Origin of the sequence: Pseudomonas sp. TWI929, from assembly GCF_039673335.1 — a bacterium.
GTDB lineage: Bacteria > Pseudomonadota > Gammaproteobacteria > Pseudomonadales > Pseudomonadaceae > Aquipseudomonas.
Genome location: NZ_JBDJLK010000005.1, coordinates 83,645 through 101,693 on the forward strand (window position 1 = coordinate 83,645; position 18,049 = coordinate 101,693).

The following is an 18,049-nucleotide window of genomic DNA, read 5'->3' on the forward strand; positions in this document are numbered from 1 at the left end:
ATCCCTAAGAAATGATTAAGTCTAGACAGTAGAAAATGCTAGTATCCTAAAAATTCCGTGCCCTGACTATGCGAAACACTAACCCAAACGTCAGCGCTCCGCCTCGTCTTTAGACCCAGATAACTCTGCCTTCTCGTAACCAAAAATGCGACTTACAACCACTTTTCAGCCACACCGATGGGTGCAGCGTTGGTCGCCCAAGCGAATCGATGCTGCATGTCCATCTGGGCTTCATTTCCTCTGGCAGTGAAAGCTCAATCGTCCGACCACAACCACATGGACATTTGAAACCAACACACCAATCCTCCGAACCATCTTTAACGAGAATGAGAGACCGGAAAGGCAGCTGGCTCGGCAGTACATCGCCTTGTACAACCTGAAGCTTCCTGGCGGGTAGCAGCGGATCGACCAATCGATACACGGCTTTCTTTATAGCCCTCAGCATCACACTCCACCTGCTAGGTCAGCGATTCCAAGGAGTGGCTCGGCGGCGCCAATTGCAAGCCCTGGATCTGCGGTTTTCGGAAAGCCACTCTCGGCTGTGAATTCCTGCTCTGCCTCTCTGAACTTAATCATGGTTCGCGCGTAGTTGCAGTTCGGTTCCTCACGCATTGGGAATGCCCGGGCCAGAAACTCCATCACGCAGGTAGACGCTGCCAGCATATTCAGAGAAATCACAGCGGGAGCCTCCTCATGGAAACCTTGAATGTATCCATGCTGGAGTTGTTGCTGATAAGCCTCTGGACTCGCCGCCAGAAGACTTTCCGCACGAAGCGACTCACCTGAGTAAACCTCACGATCAGCGAGCGTTGATCCACCTGGCTGCACGTAATCTATGCGGCCATAAACCCCCGCGATCATCGCTCCCGTCCCATCATTCATCGTAGGAATGAGCACTCCAACATCGAAGAGCGGAATCAGGAAACGGCTAGCGATCCGGTCAGCGATCATCCTCGCGTATCGCGTGTCCACGCAGCAGAAGAGAAAGTCAGCATCAGCTACGGCTAATACAGCCTCGCGAGTGCCGATCGATTTAGCAATCGGGCGTGCCACCCCTTTTCCCCGCACACGTTCGATGGAGCTCGCAAACATCTCTACCTTGGAAGCTGACGAGGCCGCATCCTCCAAGGTGCTGTTGAGAATCCGGTTAAGGTTTTTTTCCTCAACGCGGTCATGGTCAACCAAGATGATCTCGCCGAAGCCCAAACGAGCAAGCTGCTCAGCCACCACTGAGCCTGTGCCAGAAACCCCAATGACCGCCACACTCAGCCTCGCCAATGCCTGAGTCATTTCAGACGTGAACGCCATGGGCGCTCCAGAGCTGACATTGATGACGGCCTGCCCTTCCACTTCGCCGAAATACAAGCGGATGTCATCACCGATCACCGAGATCAACGATACTGGGGAAGGACATTGCAAGTCGTCGTATGTACGTGCCAGCACTCTACCATCCGGAATCATGACAGCAGAACCGTGGATCACTTCCACTCCAGCGTACAAAGATCGCATGGTGATCTGATCGCTCTCATCATCCAGTTCGGAGAAGCCCAAGAAACCGCCTGGATGAGAGTGAACGAGCAAAATTGAAGACTGACTTTCCTCACTCTGGGCTACAGCCATATCGAGGTAGTCGCCTGGCCAGTTAATGAAATCCTTCTTCCTGACACATGCACCATGCGGTACCGGGATCACAGATTTCGCGAGCAACTTGGTGCGTTCACCTTCGTGCCGCGTGCAAATGAGGATGGCCGCTGCTTCTAAACCGTCCCCCGGGAACAGATGTTCCCGGAGAGCGGAGTGCAGGGCTTCGGTCATTACGAGCGTCGCCCCTGCTTTCATTGCCCAACCTCCTTGAGAAGGCATCCTTCAACGAGAGCCAGTTGGGAGATCACGTTATCAGCCTGCGGATTCCACGGGACAGTTGTCCGGTGGCGTGACCAACCCTGGAAACCACAACCGTCGATCTGAGCCGTCAGTTCAACATTCGCCAGAGGCGCGCCCGATACCAGAGATACATGCGGGTACAGATAGAAGCTGTCCAACTGCTCGACGGGATACCCTGGCGTCACAAGCAATGCCAGCTGAACAAACTGATGGCTGTAGCCTGCCGGCAGTTCATAGTCATGGATAAGCAGATAACGCAGGCCATCAGTGCCGATACAGGTCTCCCAGCGCAAGCCAAGCTGATCAAGGTACGCCGTATCAGCTGGCAGCACGTTGAAAACACGACGCTGAGCTGCGGCTACTTCACCATTCCCAACATCCTTTGGGCTGAAGCGGAGCTTCTCAGTGCCTGGAGCACTGAGGTCAACGATTGCGTCCATGCCATGCAGTTCGGAATGGTGCCCGGCAGCCGTGAGGGTAATTTTCCACTCAAGAGCGACATCCAGTCCTGCGCGGGAAGCGGCTTCCCGAACGGTTACATGAGGTTTGTCGAACTCAAAAACACGGCCTTGAATCTTCAGCTTCCAGACCGCCTTGCGGACAACAAAGCGTTCGATGCCCTCATCGCCCAGATTGACGACATCAGCGTCTGCGATCTCGCGATCAGCTTCCTCTTCCAATTGCTGCAGCAAGCGGAGGTTCTCTCCAACCTGTGCCAGCTTCCGAATGGTGTGGCCGTTGATGATTTTGCATGGCCATTCGTAACGCTGGCCATCCACCGCGAAGTAGTAGGAGCGATCGGACTCAACCACGATGAAACGGCGAGAGGTTGCCGCCAAATCTACGAGCTCATCCGGGCGGATATCTTCAAACGCACCAGAAGAAAGCGCTTGGAGAACCGTAGCCATCTGATCGGGGAGAAAACCACCGGCCCGGGCAATCTGCGTTCCGATTGGTGTCTCATCGTTGATCGGAACCGGTTTGAATTCGAGATCCAAACCAGCGATGAAAATATGACTCTGAGTAAATTCGTTCATACGTATCTCCACACGCCTCTTTTCAGGCGTGAACAAGTACCCTGACGGGCTTCGAGAGTGCGTCAGAGCATCGCGTAGCCTTGACTACCCGATGGCGCATGAAGATACTGAATGTGTGCTTGCATTCTTCATGCACTCGCTGGGGCGCAATGGCAGTTGCGTTTCCCAGCACCTCTGATTATGTGACCAGTCAATTTCTTCCTTCTCTACTCCATCCTCTCTCCTTCTTCCCCTTCCGTCGTGGCGCCTGCGCTCATCCGGACGTTAAGCCTATTCTCATTGTCATAAGGCCAGGCTGACCAATCCACCTCTCAGCCTGCCTAAACGTAGAGCCTATTCCAGCAGGCTTCCTCGGCTCTGCATTCCTTCCCACCGAACGCTGACATAACAGGTCACCGAACGATGACCTCACTGTGCGCCTGATCGGCCTACCCTGTCAACAGGGTTTTTTACGTTCGGTACAGTGGTACACTCACCGAACGACTTAGGAGGTGACTACGGTGGCATCAAGCCTTGGAATGAAAATCGGCGCCAGGAGGCGAGAGCTCGGCATTTCATTGGAGCGACTTGCGGAGTTAACAGACTCCAGCAAGAGCTACCTGTGGGAGCTTGAAAACAGAGACAAACCTAATCCGTCAGTGGATAAGGTGAACAAGATTGCGCTTGCTTTGAATCTCACACCTGAGACGTTGCTTGGGAGCGCAACAGAGATTTGTCCGGGTGAGGAATCCGATAGCGCTTTTTTCAGGAAGTACCAATCGCTTGAGGAGAGCGACAAAAAGCGCCTTCGAAAAATCGTGGATGCTTGGTGGGAGGAAGGCGATGGAGAAAAATCCGAAGAATGAAGCCAACAGAATCACTAAGATTCTGAGGATCAGTGGGTTTGATCAGTTTCCCGTAAAGGTTAGAGACATTGCGCTCGACTTCTCGAAATCGGTGTGCCCTGAAGCGCCTATTTCGGCTATCAAAGAAGTATCGATCCCTAGCTTCGAAGGCATGCTCATGCGGAGCCCCAAGAATGATAAGTGGATCATCGGAATCAATGAAAATTTGGGCTCATCGGGGCGGATAAATTTCACCATTGCTCATGAATTCGCTCACTACATCCTCCACCGTGAGCTGCAGCAAAAATTCGAATGCGCCCCCAAAGACATGCACACCTGGGACGCTCTCGGGAAAAAAATTGAAACGGAGGCTGACATTTTCGCCTCCTATCTCCTCATGCCCGCGGACGACTTCCGAAACCAGGTCGCTGGTCATGAGTTCTCGATCGAATTGATGAGACACTGTGCAGATCGCTATGACGTGTCTCTCACTGCTGCAGCGCTAAAGTGGCGGGAAATTGCTCCAGGGCGAGTAGTCGTAGCTGCCGCCAAGGATGGGTTCCTCGATTGGTCATCCTCGAATGATCGTGCTTTCAAGAGCGGAGCCTACTTAGCTACCTCAAAGCAGCCCATCGAGGTTCCAACAGGATCTGCGATTCACCGTGTCGTTCGCTCAGCGACCGGAGAAAAAGCGCGCCTTGATGCACAAGCTTGGTTCCCCAAGGAACCAGAAGGGATGGAGATAATAGAGCACGCATTTGTTATCGAGGGTGACGGATTCAATTACACCCTTGCAGTCTTAATCCTCCCCAAACGCGATGGCGAGGATGGTGATGACGAAGACCTTTTGACTCCCCTCTCGGGAACTCCTAGCTTCCGTTGAAGCATTTTTGCGAGCCGATCCGGCTGCGATCGGCCAGCACAATCCAAGAGCTTCGCTTAGATTTGCGCAGCCATACTCACTGATTGCTGGATCGTAGGCTTGGGCAAAGCCATGCGAAGGCTTTCACGATACTGCTCCGCCGGTGCCTCATGCATGACCTCGACGACAGCATCGTAATTTTCTCGAATGACCTTCTCGATCTCAGCAATCTCAGCTCGGAAGAATTCTTTCCGCCCGTTGACCTTGTTGAGCCGACCAGATGCAAAATGCTCGTGAAGCTTTGCTTCCAATGCTGGAGCGTTGTTCGAGAAAACCATCGCATGCACGTCGAACCAGAAAGGTACCGAGGCGTCGCCAAGCTCATCAACTCGATCCATAGGCTCAAGGCGACGAGTCATGCCAATCTTGTAAATGCCTTCTCCGAAAGCCCCCAGGTTCGAGATCACATACACATACCCGGCTTTGGCGTTCTGCTCGCGGTAGTCAATGAGCTTTTCTTCGCTCTCGAGCTCGGCTCGACCTGCCTCCACCTCAGCCAGCTTCACCAGCAGCGCTGAACGTTCTTCTTCAGATTGCACCTGTTCAAGGCGGGCCTGAAGGTCACGCATCGCGGTGGTGAAGTGCTTGCGCTCCTTGGCGATTTTCTCCCGGGCCGCGCGAATTTCCTGTTCGAGTTTCTGCTGCTCTCGAAGCTCTTCTCGGGCGCGTTTGGCCTCCTCCTTCTCTTCTTGCTTCTTGATCTGAAATTCATGAGCGAGGTGCAGCTCATCGAGCTTCAGGTCGAGGTAGACCCCAGAAATCTCTACGCTCATGATCTTGCCTAGCCGATTGCAAGCCTCAAACGACTTGAGGATTCGCTTTTCGCCGAGCTCAACGTTGTCGAATTTCACGTTGGCCACGCAGGCATCAGCTTCGTTGTTGAACGAGCGAATCACCAGCTTGATCATGTCGTTCACAAGCTTGCGACCTTGGGCCTGGCTGTTGTTCACCGTCCAGTTCGTATTGCCGGTGGCTGCCTGCCCATTTTTGATCAGGACTTTTTGACGATCACGTACGTGATCCAGTCGAGCCTTGTACTCCAGGCTGGTTATCAGCTTGAACTTAGGCTCATAGAGGGCGAAGCTTTCCAGGAGCACTGTCTCTTCCCAGACGAGTATCTGCCCCTGCAGATCAGTGGAGCGCTGTGCGAGTGCAGCCAACTCTCTCTCTGAGCGTTGGGTTTGCTCGCGTACATCCGCTAGCCTCGCTTGCTCTTGCTCAATCAGCTTCTGGATATTCACTACGTCCATGGCGCCGATTTTCGTGACGAGCTCTTGCAGCTGAGAATGCTGCACTTGAAGTTCCGCAAGCTGGGCCTCAAGAGCTTCTGCACGCTGTCGGTGAGCTGGGCCTTTCAGATAGTCACTAAACGACATGGGTTCCTTCCTCGTTTTGAGTCGAATGCATAGACCGGAGAAGCACGAGGTAGGTATCGGAACGCCCTACAATAATTTGCCGTGTAAAATCCCACGGCACTAGCTCAATGCGCCTCTTCCCTGCTACGAATGAGCGTAACCGGAGTGGAATCAGAAAGCCATCATGAAGGTAGCTGGGGTGGAGGGCTCTACGAGCGTTCTGTGGTGCTCATATCAAGCTGATGCCCTGCTGTCCCCGGAGAAGATCTGCGTCACCGCCAAGGTTATCGGAGGGGGTATGCCCGACTACGAATTCCGAGGTTCCATGACACCTCTGGAATTCAAAGAAGGGAGTTACAGATAGCATTCCTGCGAGTCGCCCACTGGAGGTGGCATGACATCAATCACGCCCGGGCGTAACTGGTGATGGGATGGTGAGCCAAGGCTCATTACTGCTCCAGGTTTCTTCAAGGATCGTTCTGAACACGTCACTGAGCCCAGGGTACCTCCCCGCCCCTTGTAGTTCTTTGACGAGCGAGCGCAGATCCTCAGCCTCTTGGGCTGTCAGGATCAAGTCGCAGTAATGCAGCCCTTCTGTAGCTTTTGTGACCTGTGCCTTATGGTCTTCGCGAATGAAAAACCCTCTTTGTGCTCAGGCTTCGGCCCGTTTGCCAGCGAAGCTGAAGAGCATGCAAACCGATCTACGACTGCGCAAGCAGCCAGGCGCGGCTCTGGAAGCCTACCTCTTTTGCGGCATAGCCTGAGTAGAGCATTCCACCCGATCCCATCTCAAAAAAAATGGGGGCGGCTCTGAACTTGAGTACAAAAGCAAAGCTAGCCGGCCTTAAGGCCGGAGGAAGCGACTATATATCGAGGCTCCAAAACCATAGTCAGTTAATCAAGGCGCGAGGAGAAGATTACTGATCAAAAAGTAGCCAGTAATCGTAGGGGTAACTGAAGGCCAGCGATGGGTTGGAAGCAGTAGGAGCAGCGCCGGATACGGTGAGGGAGCCCTAGCACACTGCTTTTTGTTGATTACAAAATATATACTCCGTCTCGCAAAAAAAATTTCAAGGGGGTGTTATGAAATTATTTTTCGTGAGCCCTTTTCTAATCCCCTGTCACCTACACAAAAATGGCTGCTCTGCTGGGCTAACCAGCTCTAGCCCGCACACGACGAGCCATCGCTCATATCCCGCCTTGGCGGGCTCAAAAGGCTCCGAACTGAAGGTGGTTTAGAAACCGGCATCGAGTCAGTACGTCCATCCGCTTGAAGAGCATGAAGTCATTGATCGTCTTGAGCCTCTTCTATCCGCCCTACCGAAAGCAGACTCGCGATCCTGCATATCCAGCGGGGCTACGCATGAGTTACCGTTGCTGGTGGGCTCAGCACATAAGACCTCGTTTTCAAGCCATAAGAAACCTCCGCAAGCGGAGGTTTCTTCAGCCCTTACGACTTACTTAGAGAGCCAGCTTTCTACTTCATCAGAACCGTATTCAGCTTTCCAGGACTTCAACTTCGAGTGGTTGCCACCTTTGGTCTCGATCACTTCGCCCGTGTGGGGGTTCTTATATTGCTTGACCTGGCGAGCGCGACGCGGAGCTTTCTCAACCACTGCAGGCGCAGCACGGCGACCGGATTGCGGATCCAAGAGGTTGATGATGTCCCGCAGGCTGAAGCCGTACTTGGCCAGCAAGTCACGCAGTTTGGTCTCAAACTCGATTTCTCTCTTGAGCTCAGAAGACCCCTTCATTGCTTCCAGCTCAGCCAACTGAGCGGCCAATTTTTGTTCAAGCTGACGGAATTCTGCCAGACGCGACATTGATGTTTCCTCATTATTCGATGGAAGAGATTGTGTCACTTTAAAGCAATTGGTTGATGCCGACTAACTATTTTGAGGGCGGTTCTTAGCCATTTGTTCAAATTTTAAGAGGACGGTAGGAACGGCCAGTGCGCTGGAGCCTTCGCTGCAGACACGGCGGCTGGAAACTTATCGGAATACTGAGAAAACCCACCCAGCAGTACCCTACGGTATGATTCAGGTTCGATCTCAGCTGCACTGCGGATACATGGACTGGTAAGGGTGTCTCTTCCATGACGAGCTGGAACGCTTTCTACGAGCGCAGGGAAACACGAACGCCCTCCCCGTTTCTAAGTAGTGCGCTGGATCTCGTCAGAACACTACAACTCCGGCATGCAATAGACCTGGGGTGCGAGTCAGATAATGAGACCTGACAGCTCATTCAAGGTGGGTGCCAGGTCTTCTCAAAGTTGGGTACTTGAGGATGAGGGATCTTCAGTGAGCCGCACTGCCCACCTGAAGCTGATACCTCGCCTGAGTCAGCTCTGTCTCCGCCTTCTGCAGCTCAGCTTTGACGCCCGTCCACATCAACACCAGCGTGGCAATCTTTTCGCGGGAGGCCGTCAATTCCTCGCCCATCACGGCCAGCTCGCTCTCCAGCAACAGGCACTGCTGCTCGAGCAGCTCCTCGCGCGAGAAAAAAGCAAAGCGATCATCAAGGGTCTGGTCTGGCTTGTTCATAACGCTCATCACCGCGAGTAGTACAAATGTTCTCCTCACGAGCTTAGCGAGATATACTGGATGCATCAACAGTGTTTCGACGGAACGGTAGCTCCTCCTGACCGCAGGGCTAGGCCAGCCCAAGAGCTTCGAGGCTGCGCGGAAATCCCACGTGGATTCAACCGGAGACACGCTCAAGCGGAGAGATCGCATATGTCACTGAAATCGTCTTTCGCCATCGTCCTTCGGGCGCTACGCAGTCAGCGAAAAATCACGCAGCGGGACTTTGGTGACACGAGTCGGACGTTTCTTTCAAAGCTCGAAGGCGGCAAGTCCAGCCTGACGCTGGATAAGCTTGAGCAGGTGAGTCAGCGGCTGGAGGTGAGCTCACTGACGCTGCTGACACTGAGCTTGGAATCTGGGAAATCCTCAGCGGAGCTTATCGATGATATTCGCTTGGAAATTGAGAGCCTGGAGCGTGATGGTGGCTTACCTCGCTTGGAAGAAGCCCCCCACCCTAGTGGCATCCGATTGGCATCGTAAATGCGACCCAGACGGTAGCTTCAGGACTGCGGGAAGCTGCTTGATGCAATGATGCCACTGGGCGTGCCCCTCATAGGGGACGGCTGTCGTGAACCGATCCCTGGCGTCGCCAGGGGTCGGCCCTAACGGGCTTCCATCCTCACGCCTCTGGCCCATCGGGCCGGCGCGCTCCGCTTGCTTCATTGGTCACAAATGGAGGCCAAGCGTAGCAGTAGCGTTGACGGTTTTTGGCCACTTGCGGCGCTCTAAGGAGTTACGGTGATCCAAGCAGCACTGTCACGGCTGGCTGTTTTCGACCCATAACTGCCATTGACAGAGGTAAGGCTGCTGGCAGCCGCTGCGGAGGCGGCTTGTCGATAGCTGCTTTTCAGTAGCAGGTTCTGCCTACCGCTCGACTGACCTCAAGAAGGGCATCGGCCTGCCTTCCGAAAAATCCTCTCAAAAAAAATCACGCACGTGTGAAAACCTGGCCCGCACGTTGAGAGTGGGGTCTTGGTACCGTTAAAAACTCCTATTGATAAGCCAGAACAGGGCTTTGCGTTGACGTGCGCTTACGTATGCACGTGCAAATTCCTGCTGCCTCTAATTAACACCTGCTGAGCAACATATTTTATCAACTGAATGTCATGATGCATCAGGTCTGACTCTTTTGAAAAAGGCAAGAGCAGCTCAATATCACTGTCACGCGAGTCCGATTTAGTATGAACAATTTTGCATCGCAACTCGTAGATCCTCCTTGCCACTTCCCCTTTGAGCTCACTATCCGCATTAGTTATGCTTAACTTAGTGTCCGCCAGCTTAGATTTGGATGACAGAAATTTTGTGCACTCCTCATCGCCACTCAAGAACTCCCTCAAGTCACCATCGTCAATGCATTCATCAATTGTCGCCTTTAGCTGTGTGCGCTCATCACCAAACGCTCCGCTCCGAGAGACCTGTATGGCACTCAATAGTCGAGAAATATCGGAATCTTTCTCAGTTCGAAACGTGGGATTTCTTAAAATGGATTTTAATCTGCGATGAGCTTCTGCCTGAGAATAAACAGGGTAATAGAACTCTATAACCTGATAGTATGCAAGATATTGAAGAAGAGGCATTCCGCTCGCGCTGCACGCATACCAATACAAAGATAGAGGGGCATGGTCAAATTCCCTGTCTGGAAACTTCACGTCGAGGGGCACGGCGACTTGGCTATCCTCGTGTTTATGATTTACTTTCCTGTGCCTTCTCAGAATTAGTGCCAAACCAGACATCAATTCGATTTGAAAGAGAAGTGATCCGCTCACCTTTTGAATGATGTCAAGCACCGAATCATGCTTCTTCGCTTGCACACCTGAAAACTTCAAAGTCACAGTGCGAGGTGTTGTAATTTCGCAGAGGGCATTAAAGGCAGGGCTTGCCAAGCCTATCTCAACACTAAATCCACTGGAGTTTGAAATCTGTATCGGCTCAACTTTATCTGGCTCTCTCCAGCTTGCACCAAACAGCTTTTCAAAAAGCATTACCGGGTTAATTGCTCCGGCCTGCCTGACCATTACTTCCACCACCCCCTCGTCGTAATTGCAAATAGCCTCTAGCCCCGTCAAGAAAGTGTACTTTTCGAATGGTATGGCTAAGATTAGGGGTAGTTTATTGTGATCGGTGATCTCTAGCTCTCGCAGCTCCCTCCCGCACTTAAAAGACATGCCGAGGCCCATATGGCCTTCATATCGCCCCGTATAGTCTATATCTTTTAGTTGGATGCCAGCAGCCTCGCATCGCGCCGCGAGAGTTTCTTTAAGGGCTTCAAAATCCCCTGCAGGCAACTTCCAAAATCTGTAAGAATTAGACACCTTCAATCCTTTAATAGCGGCCAAACTTCGTACGATATCACAAAGCCATCCTGGATAAACGGTGCAGGCAATTTATCGGCATCTGTCACTGTGAAGCCCTACATGCGTGCGATCCAGCGACTCCATAAGTGCGTCATTTCTATTTGTGTGGCTGCCAATGGTTCACCTCACCGCTCGCCGCACCTTGCGTTCACCGATTTCACAGAGACGAGGTTTGTAGCCGATGTCTGCCAACCTCACAGACCGCTATGGGTCAAAGCGGTCAGTGATGGGGGCGTTCGACCTAGAGCTGATGCGCCAACCTGGTCGCAGTCATCCCTCCTGAATACGCCGGAAGGCTAAGCGCAAAAGCTTAGGCACGGCCACCGGCCGCACTGCCTGCCGTGGTATCAAGAGGTGAGACGCTTCAAGAGGTTCCCATGGAGAGCATAGGTCTTAGGGAGGCTGTCGTGAACCGCCCCCTGGCGTCACTCTGGTTCGGCCCTAACGGGCTTCCATGCTCACGCCTCTGGCCCAGTAGGCCAGCGCGCTCCGCTTGCCATTTGACCACAAGATTGAACGAAGTAAACCGTCGCAAATCTCTGTCGCAGATCACGTGCACATGGCGGGCCTGCGTTGGTAGAGTTTGGTGATGACATTGTCGGTACTTTTCTTTCACCCAATTTTCACGACACCTAGGCAACACTTGCCCTATCCCTACGTGTGATAGAAGCTCCCATTAGCCCGCCTAGCAGCGGGCTTTCTTTTGCCTGAAATTCGTCATTGACCCAAGCCGTTTGTCTTCTGAATTATCCTTTCTTCTGGCCCGGGCTGTCCCTTGAGGACACTAGCCAGAGCCACTCTCATGCCACAGATCATCAGATTCTTAACCCTTCCCCTGGCCTGTAGTCTTCTGTGGGCTTGCTCTGCTCCTGCGACGGAGTCGCCTGTGGAGACACCTGGCAGGCCCGAATCAGCAAAGACTCAACTGTTGGAAGCCGGGGCCGCGACCTTGCAGGCCAAGCCGCCCATCGAGGCTATCAATACCTATCTGGATGGCTTCCACACTTACAACGGACATCCTGATGTGCAGATGGAACCGCATCACTACTGCTCCATCCTGAATGAGGATGTCATCCAGTGCGTCATCTTCGACGGTAATACCAAGGAAGCGAAGATCATGGGTGTCGAGTACATCATCGACGAGAAGCTGTTTGCTGGTCTGCCGACCAAGGAGAAGGCGATGTGGCACAGCCATGAGTATGAAGTCTCGTCCGGTCAGTTGATTGCACCAGGTATTCCTACACCTGCTGAACATGCGCTGATGGAGCGGCTTGCGCATACCTATGGGAAGACATGGCACACGTGGCACAGCGACCAGGACAAAGCCTTACCGGTGGGCGTCCCGCAGTTGATGATGGGGTTCATAGCGGATTGCCAGGCTGATCCAAAGATAGTGGAGCAGCGGAATCAGTGTCTGGGGATGAAGGCTACGAAGACGAGGGCTCAGCGTGCAGAGATCTCTATCTCCCCTACTGATACCGGTGCGGATGGCTGGCGGCATGGAAAGGTCATCCAGATCACCGATTCAACCGGTACCCATCTACACTGTCCGGCCACCTCGACTCCAACGACTACGACCAGCCGCTCTAGTCAATAGACTGGAGGTCAGGGTGTAGCAGCAACCAGAAGGCAAGCACTGAAGGCGCCTCTATCGAGAACGGCGCTGACGGGGAAATCCTTAAGTTGAAGACCCGCCTGCCTGAAGATGAGTTCCGAGCGGTAGAGGAGTTTGGCACGAAGCCAACCCAGCAGTGATAACAATTTTAGGAGTGAGCGCGATTACGACTCTCGAAGCTCCATTCCCATCAGGGCCTGCCAATAAAGCAAAGCCCTGAACCGCGACGGGTCACAATATTTATAGCCCCTCCAAAAATCAGCAAATTATTTCGTAGGTAATTGATGTGAACGTCCAGCCTCTTAGTTCCAGGATCGAAGTCGAAGCCCCATATCATACTAAAGATTGACTGTCTACTTACCACCTGACCCGAATTCATCACCAGCAACTCTAAAATCTTGAAAGGCGTCAGCCGCAAAATTATTGACTTATTACCTAAAGCAACCATCCTTTTAGCACCATCTAGCTTCAAACCTGAAACAACAACGCATGATCCTGCGGATAACGAGACCATTGATCAGAACCTTCAAAAGTCAAAATCACGAAAGCTAAGCAACCACCTAAAAACTTCTAATCGGCGAACCTAGCGATCGAACCACCCAGCGACAAAAAAATACGCGACCAGACAAAAAATCGACATAAAACACGATACCTATGAGCGAAGAAATTCACTCAGACCATCCGACCTCATCGTAATCTCATTCGTAACTGAGGCTCGATTTCATTGAAACCATTACGGAGATAAAATTCATACAATTTCTCATGGTGCGTACACGTCGAGGATGCGATCTCCAACATTTGCCACCCGCGCAGTATTGCTTCTTTATGTACCGCCTTAACCAGAGCGACTGCCAATCCATCACGACGGCGCTCAGGAACAACGTACAAATTTGTAATCAACCCACACCTCCCGCCGGCAGAAAAATTGACGACTTCGCACGAAAGTATGAGTCCAACAGGCCGTCCCCCTTCATAAAGCAAGTAGCAAACAACACGATCATCGAAACTCAAAAAATGCTCGAGCTCTCCATCATTGAGCTCCTTGCAAGACTGTGATGACATCCCGCTAAGCTCTTTTGATAACTCTGCAGACAACCGCTTAACAATTTCCCAGTCAGCCGAACCTGCTCGCTGAATCAACATAATAGACTCCGAACCAACTCACTAGGAACTTACATCCCAAACACAGTAATTTCAGTGCTGCAGGCCGCATAACACGGCCTGCACCAAGCTCAATTACTTGCCGACATCCGGTAGAGCGTAGGCAATAACATAGTCACCACGATTATCGTTGGTACCTGTACGTGTTGCGCCTCCAACTGTCACAACTATGTACTGCTTCCCATCTCGTGCGACGTAAGACATTGGAGCACCTTGCCCACCCACTGGCAGACGTGCACGCCAAACTTCTTTGCCTGTGTCGCTATCAAGTGCCCGAATGTAATAATCCAGAGTGGCGTGGAAGAAAGTAAGTCCACTTTTGGTAACAAGAGGCCCACCCATTGTCGGCATGCCCAACGGCATGTAGACACCAGGCACGATACCGCGCACTGGAGCATCTTGAATGCTGCCCATAGGTACCTGCCACTTGGTCTTACCATTGGTCAAATCGATAGCAGTCATGGTGCCGAAAGGCGGTTTGAAGCACGGAACACCAAGTGCTGAAACGAACATCGAACGTTCCACGCCCCACGGAGTGCCCAGTTGCTCCGAGTATTCGCCTTCGGTGCTTGGCTTGAGCCCGATACGCTTGGCGTCTTCACGTTTGATGAACCGACCCCATTGCGCCATACGAATATCATTAACAATCAGTGTGCCTGTGGATGCATCGAGAGCACCGCCGCCCCAGTTGAAGCCGCCATAATAACCTGGGTAGATCAAAGTGGCCTGCCCCTCCACCAGCGGTGTGAATTCACCCTCCCAGCGCATTTCTTTAAAATCGATGCGGCACATCAGTTGATCGAAGATTGTGCCCCCCCACATATCCGATTCCTTGAGGCGTTCGGCCCCAACGGATAATTGTGAATACGGTTGAGTTGGGGAAATCCGCATTCCCGGTACGCCATCAGTTGCAACCCTACGTTGCTCGACCGGGAATACGGGATTACCGTTCCGACGGTCAAGCACAAAGATTTGGCCACGCTTGGTAAGCGCTATCACAACCGGTGTGGTTCCACCGTCTTTATTAGGAAGGTCATAAAGGATGGGTTGAGCCGATACATCATAGTCAAACATGTCATTATTGGCGGTACGGAAATGCCACTTGTCAACGCCAGTTTTGACATCAATAGCTACGATCGAATCATTGTACGCATCCGATCCTGGGTTGCGGTCGCCGTTCCAGAAGTCAGGAGTCTGATTGCCGGTGGGAATGTAGGCCAGCCCCAAATCAGCATCGTATGATGCTGTACCCCAGAAGTTTGGAGAATCGGTCGGATAGTTTTCGCCCGCCGGTAGTGGATCTCCGCGCTTGGGATTCAGAGCATCCCACGCCCACAACAACTCCCCCGTACGAACATCAAAACCACGTGTGACGCCTGAAGGCTCACCGGTTGTCAGGTTGTCGTTGATTTTCCCACCAACAATGACGACATCGCCCGCCACCAACGGTGCAGATGTGAGGTAGTAGGAACCATCGGTATTTGGGCCAATCCCTTTCAGCAGGTCTACAACACCGTGATCACCGAAGCCTTCACACGGTTTGCCAGTTGTTGCATCAAGGGCAATGAGGCGTGCATCGACAGTGGTAGTGATGATGCGACGACGGCATTCTGCTGGTTCGATACCGGCACTCGTGATAGAGGACGGCACAGTTGTTTCTGCTGATGCCTGAACACGCTTTTCCGCGTCGTAGTAACCGACACCACGGCAACGTTTCCAGCTCTTATTTGCTGGGGTCTCTTTGATCTGTGGATCATATTTCCACTTCTCTGCCCCACTGACCGGATCGAGCGCAAACACCTTGTTCAAGGGAGTACAGAGGTAAACAGTGTCGTCAACCTTCAGTGGAGTCCCTTGGTACTCTGCGCCGTTGATGGCCATATCACCGGTACGAAAAGTCCAAGCAACCTGCAGATCCTTAACATTGCCCTTGTTGATTTGATCGAATTGGGCAAATCGCTCACCGTGAGTGTTTCGACCATAAGCTGTCCAGTCATCACCGTCGGACGCTCCAGCATTAGGTACAACAACCGGGGAGACCGCCCCCTTCTGGGCTGTCACAGTGGCATGCGGCCGGAACATACCGACGCCAAATCCAATCAGGCTGATCGCCAGTGCTGCGCTGATCACGCTACGGGAGGCGACGCCCAGGAAGCGACGATTACCCTCAAGCAGAGGCACTAGCAACGTCAAAACCAGAGCAATCACGATAAAGGTGATCAGCCGGGGTACCAGCTGCCAAAAATCGAAGCCCACCTCCCACAATGCCCAGACCAAGGTCAAAGCCAGAAGCCCCAAGCCAACCCAGGTAGCTACGACCTTACGGCGGATCAATGCAATACCGCTTGCGGCCATAAGCGCGCCTGCTATCAGGTAATACCAACTCCCCCCCAGAGAGATCAGCTTGCCTCCGCCATAGCCGAGCCCAAGGCCCAGCGCAACCAACAAGACACCGATCCCAATCGGTACAATTCCTCTCAATTTCATACTAATTCCTACCAGAAAACACAAAAATGTCAGCCATCACGGTTGAAGCTGTTACCTCATTGAGCTGCGTCCTCAGGTGATGAACGTCTCCACGACTCACCCCGCGCCGCCTCGATTAAGAGCGCTCTCATTCACCCGGATGAGATAGGCGCTGTAGGCACACCGTGTCTATATGAGAGCGCTCTCATTGACTCGATTAAAAAAACGACCCTGCAAGGTCGTAGAGGAAGCTGGAGGATGGTAAGGACAGCCGCCAGCTGAGTCAATGTGACGCAGTGCCTAATCTGAATTATTACCAGTTCTGATAGCAGCTCAAAATCTTCTCCAGAAGAAATCTAAACGGGAAGTCCTCAGAGCGCGGCAGGTTCGCCACGCCCGTCCAGACGATTCAAGCCACCGCTTTCACCATATCTTCGATTACTTTTTTGGCGTCGCCAAACACCATCATGGTCTTGTCCAAGTAGAACAGTTCGTTATCTAGGCCAGCATAGCCGCTGGCCATGGAGCGCTTGTTGACGATGATGGTCTTGGCCTTGAACGCTTCGAGGATCGGCATGCCGGCGATTGGCGATTTGGGATCATTCTTCGCCGCCGGGTTGACTACGTCATTGGCCCCCAGTATCAGAACGACGTCCGCCTGGCCGAATTCTGAATTGATATCATCCATTTCATGCACCTGGTCGTATGGCACTTCGGCTTCGGCCAGCAGCACGTTCATGTGCCCGGGCATGCGGCCCGCCACCGGGTGGATGGCATACTTCACGGTCACGCCGTTGTGGGTCAGCTTCTCGGTCAGCTCCTTCAGCGCGTGCTGGGCACGGGCCACCGCCAGGCCATAGCCCGGGACGATGATCACGCTGTCGGCGTTGCTGAGCAGGAAGGTGGCATCGTCGGCCGAACCGGACTTCACCGGGCGTTGCTCTTTCGAGCCTTGAGCGGCGCCGGCGTCGGTATCGCCGCCAAAGCCACCGAGGATGACGTTGAAGAACGAGCGGTTCATTGCCTTGCACATGATGTACGAGAGAATGGCACCGGACGAACCCACAAGCGAGCCTGCAATGATCAGCATCGAGTTGTTCAGGGAGAAGCCGATACCGGCGGCTGCCCAGCCCGAATAGCTGTTGAGCATCGACACCACCACCGGCATGTCGGCGCCGCCGATCGGGATGATGATCAGCACGCCCATGACGAAGGCCAGGGCCAGCATCAGGGTGAAGGCGCTGTAATGACCGGTGAAGGTGAACAGCAGGCCCAGGGCGATGGTGGTCAGGCCGAGGATCAGGTTCAGCTTGTGCTGGCCGGGGAACTGTACCGGGGCACCCTGGAACAGGCGGAACTTGTACTTGCCCGACAGCTTGCCGAAGGCGATCACCGAACCGGAGAAGGTGATTGCACCGATGGCAGCGCCGAGGAACAGCTCCAGGCGGTTGCCGGTGGGGATCGGGTCGCTGATTGCGGCAACGATGCCCATCGACTGCGGCTCCAGCACGGCGGCGATGGCGATGAACACCGCAGCCAGGCCGATCATGCTGTGCATGAAGGCGACCAGTTCCGGCATCTTGGTCATCTCGACGCGCTTGGCCATGATCGAACCGGCAGTGCCACCGACCAGCAAGCCGACGAGCACGTAGCCTATGCCGGCAGTCCCCAGCTCAGCACCCAGCTTACAGATGAGGCCAACGGTGGTGAGGATCGCCAGCCCCATGCCGATCATGCCGTACAGGTTGCCGCGCCGCGACGTGGTCGGGTGCGACAGGCCCTTGAGCGCCTGGATGAAGCACACCGAGGCGACGAGGTAGAGAAGCGTTACCAGATTCATGCTCAT

The 18,049-nt window shown here is 53.3% G+C and carries 15 protein-coding genes; 4 read left to right on the forward strand and 11 right to left on the reverse strand.

Annotation, left to right across the window (positions count from 1 at the left end):
* Positions 1 to 109: 109 nt before the first annotated feature.
* Genes ABE456_RS04395 through ABE456_RS04405 form a run of 3 tightly spaced genes read right to left on the reverse strand, consistent with a single transcriptional unit; the run spans position 110 to position 2,921 of the window.
* A complete protein-coding gene (locus ABE456_RS04395) occupies positions 110 to 445 on the reverse strand; it encodes a DUF6527 family protein (protein ID WP_346642886.1) in 336 nt (111 codons plus the stop codon).
* Entirely contained in the window at positions 445 to 1,815 is a 1,371-nt protein-coding gene (locus ABE456_RS04400) for a ThiF family adenylyltransferase (protein ID WP_346642887.1), read from the reverse strand. Before ABE456_RS04400 ends, ABE456_RS04395 begins: the two co-directional genes overlap by 1 nt.
* 20 nt (positions 1,816 to 1,835) lie before the next feature.
* Positions 1,836 to 2,921 (reverse strand): multiubiquitin domain-containing protein, encoded by a 1,086-nt coding sequence (locus ABE456_RS04405; RefSeq protein WP_346642888.1) that lies wholly within the window; start codon positions 2,919 to 2,921, stop codon positions 1,836 to 1,838.
* A gap of 500 nt (positions 2,922 to 3,421) precedes the next feature.
* Here ABE456_RS04405 and ABE456_RS04410 point away from each other — a divergent pair, with 500 nt between their 5' ends.
* Positions 3,422 to 3,766, forward strand: coding sequence for a helix-turn-helix transcriptional regulator (locus ABE456_RS04410; RefSeq protein ID WP_346642889.1), 345 nt, complete (start codon positions 3,422 to 3,424; stop codon positions 3,764 to 3,766).
* Positions 3,744 to 4,628, forward strand: a complete 885-nt coding sequence (locus ABE456_RS04415; protein WP_346642890.1) for an ImmA/IrrE family metallo-endopeptidase — start codon at positions 3,744 to 3,746, stop codon at positions 4,626 to 4,628. The genes ABE456_RS04410 and ABE456_RS04415 overlap by 23 nt, the downstream gene beginning before the upstream one ends.
* Before the next feature lie 56 nt (positions 4,629 to 4,684).
* Here the strand turns inward: ABE456_RS04415 and ABE456_RS04420 are convergent, their stop codons facing one another.
* From ABE456_RS04420 to ABE456_RS04430, 3 genes are all read right to left on the reverse strand, one after another.
* Positions 4,685 to 6,043, reverse strand: a complete 1,359-nt coding sequence (locus ABE456_RS04420; RefSeq protein ID WP_346642891.1) for a DUF4041 domain-containing protein — start codon at positions 6,041 to 6,043, stop codon at positions 4,685 to 4,687.
* A 1,436-nt stretch (positions 6,044 to 7,479) separates the two neighbouring features.
* A complete protein-coding gene (locus ABE456_RS04425; protein ID WP_319006751.1) occupies positions 7,480 to 7,845 on the reverse strand; it encodes a histone-like nucleoid-structuring protein, MvaT/MvaU family in 366 nt (121 codons plus the stop codon).
* Positions 7,846 to 8,319: 474 nt separating this feature from the next.
* Entirely contained in the window at positions 8,320 to 8,565 is a 246-nt protein-coding gene (locus ABE456_RS04430) for a hypothetical protein (RefSeq protein ID WP_049276385.1), read from the reverse strand.
* Positions 8,566 to 8,757: 192 nt separating this feature from the next.
* On the opposite strand from ABE456_RS04430, the gene ABE456_RS04435 reads away from it, so the two are divergent.
* Positions 8,758 to 9,087: a helix-turn-helix transcriptional regulator gene (locus ABE456_RS04435; RefSeq protein WP_346642892.1), complete on the forward strand. Its 330-nt coding sequence runs from the start codon at positions 8,758 to 8,760 to the stop codon at positions 9,085 to 9,087.
* 551 nt (positions 9,088 to 9,638) lie between these two features.
* Here the strand turns inward: ABE456_RS04435 and ABE456_RS04440 are convergent.
* Positions 9,639 to 10,919: a hypothetical protein gene (locus ABE456_RS04440; RefSeq protein ID WP_346642893.1), complete on the reverse strand. Its 1,281-nt coding sequence runs from the start codon at positions 10,917 to 10,919 to the stop codon at positions 9,639 to 9,641.
* An 844-nt stretch (positions 10,920 to 11,763) separates the two neighbouring features.
* Between ABE456_RS04440 and ABE456_RS04445 the strand changes: the two genes are divergently transcribed.
* Entirely contained in the window at positions 11,764 to 12,558 is a 795-nt protein-coding gene (locus ABE456_RS04445; protein WP_346642894.1) for an OBAP family protein, read from the forward strand.
* 208 nt (positions 12,559 to 12,766) lie between these two features.
* Here the strand turns inward: ABE456_RS04445 and ABE456_RS04450 are convergent, their stop codons facing one another.
* The 4 genes from ABE456_RS04450 to ABE456_RS04465 all read right to left on the reverse strand — a co-directional run bounded on the left by ABE456_RS04450 (position 12,767) and on the right by ABE456_RS04465 (position 18,049).
* On the reverse strand, positions 12,767 to 13,090 hold the full coding sequence (locus tag ABE456_RS04450; RefSeq protein WP_080983720.1) for a winged helix-turn-helix domain-containing protein: 324 nt from the start codon (positions 13,088 to 13,090) through the stop codon (positions 12,767 to 12,769).
* 173 nt (positions 13,091 to 13,263) lie between these two features.
* On the reverse strand, positions 13,264 to 13,719 hold the full coding sequence (locus tag ABE456_RS04455) for a GNAT family N-acetyltransferase (protein WP_080983719.1): 456 nt from the start codon (positions 13,717 to 13,719) through the stop codon (positions 13,264 to 13,266).
* Between the two features lie 93 nt (positions 13,720 to 13,812).
* Entirely contained in the window at positions 13,813 to 16,224 is a 2,412-nt protein-coding gene (locus ABE456_RS04460) for a membrane-bound PQQ-dependent dehydrogenase, glucose/quinate/shikimate family (RefSeq protein WP_049276373.1), read from the reverse strand.
* Positions 16,225 to 16,612: 388 nt separating this feature from the next.
* Entirely contained in the window at positions 16,613 to 18,049 is a 1,437-nt protein-coding gene (locus tag ABE456_RS04465; RefSeq protein WP_346642895.1) for an NAD(P)(+) transhydrogenase (Re/Si-specific) subunit beta, read from the reverse strand.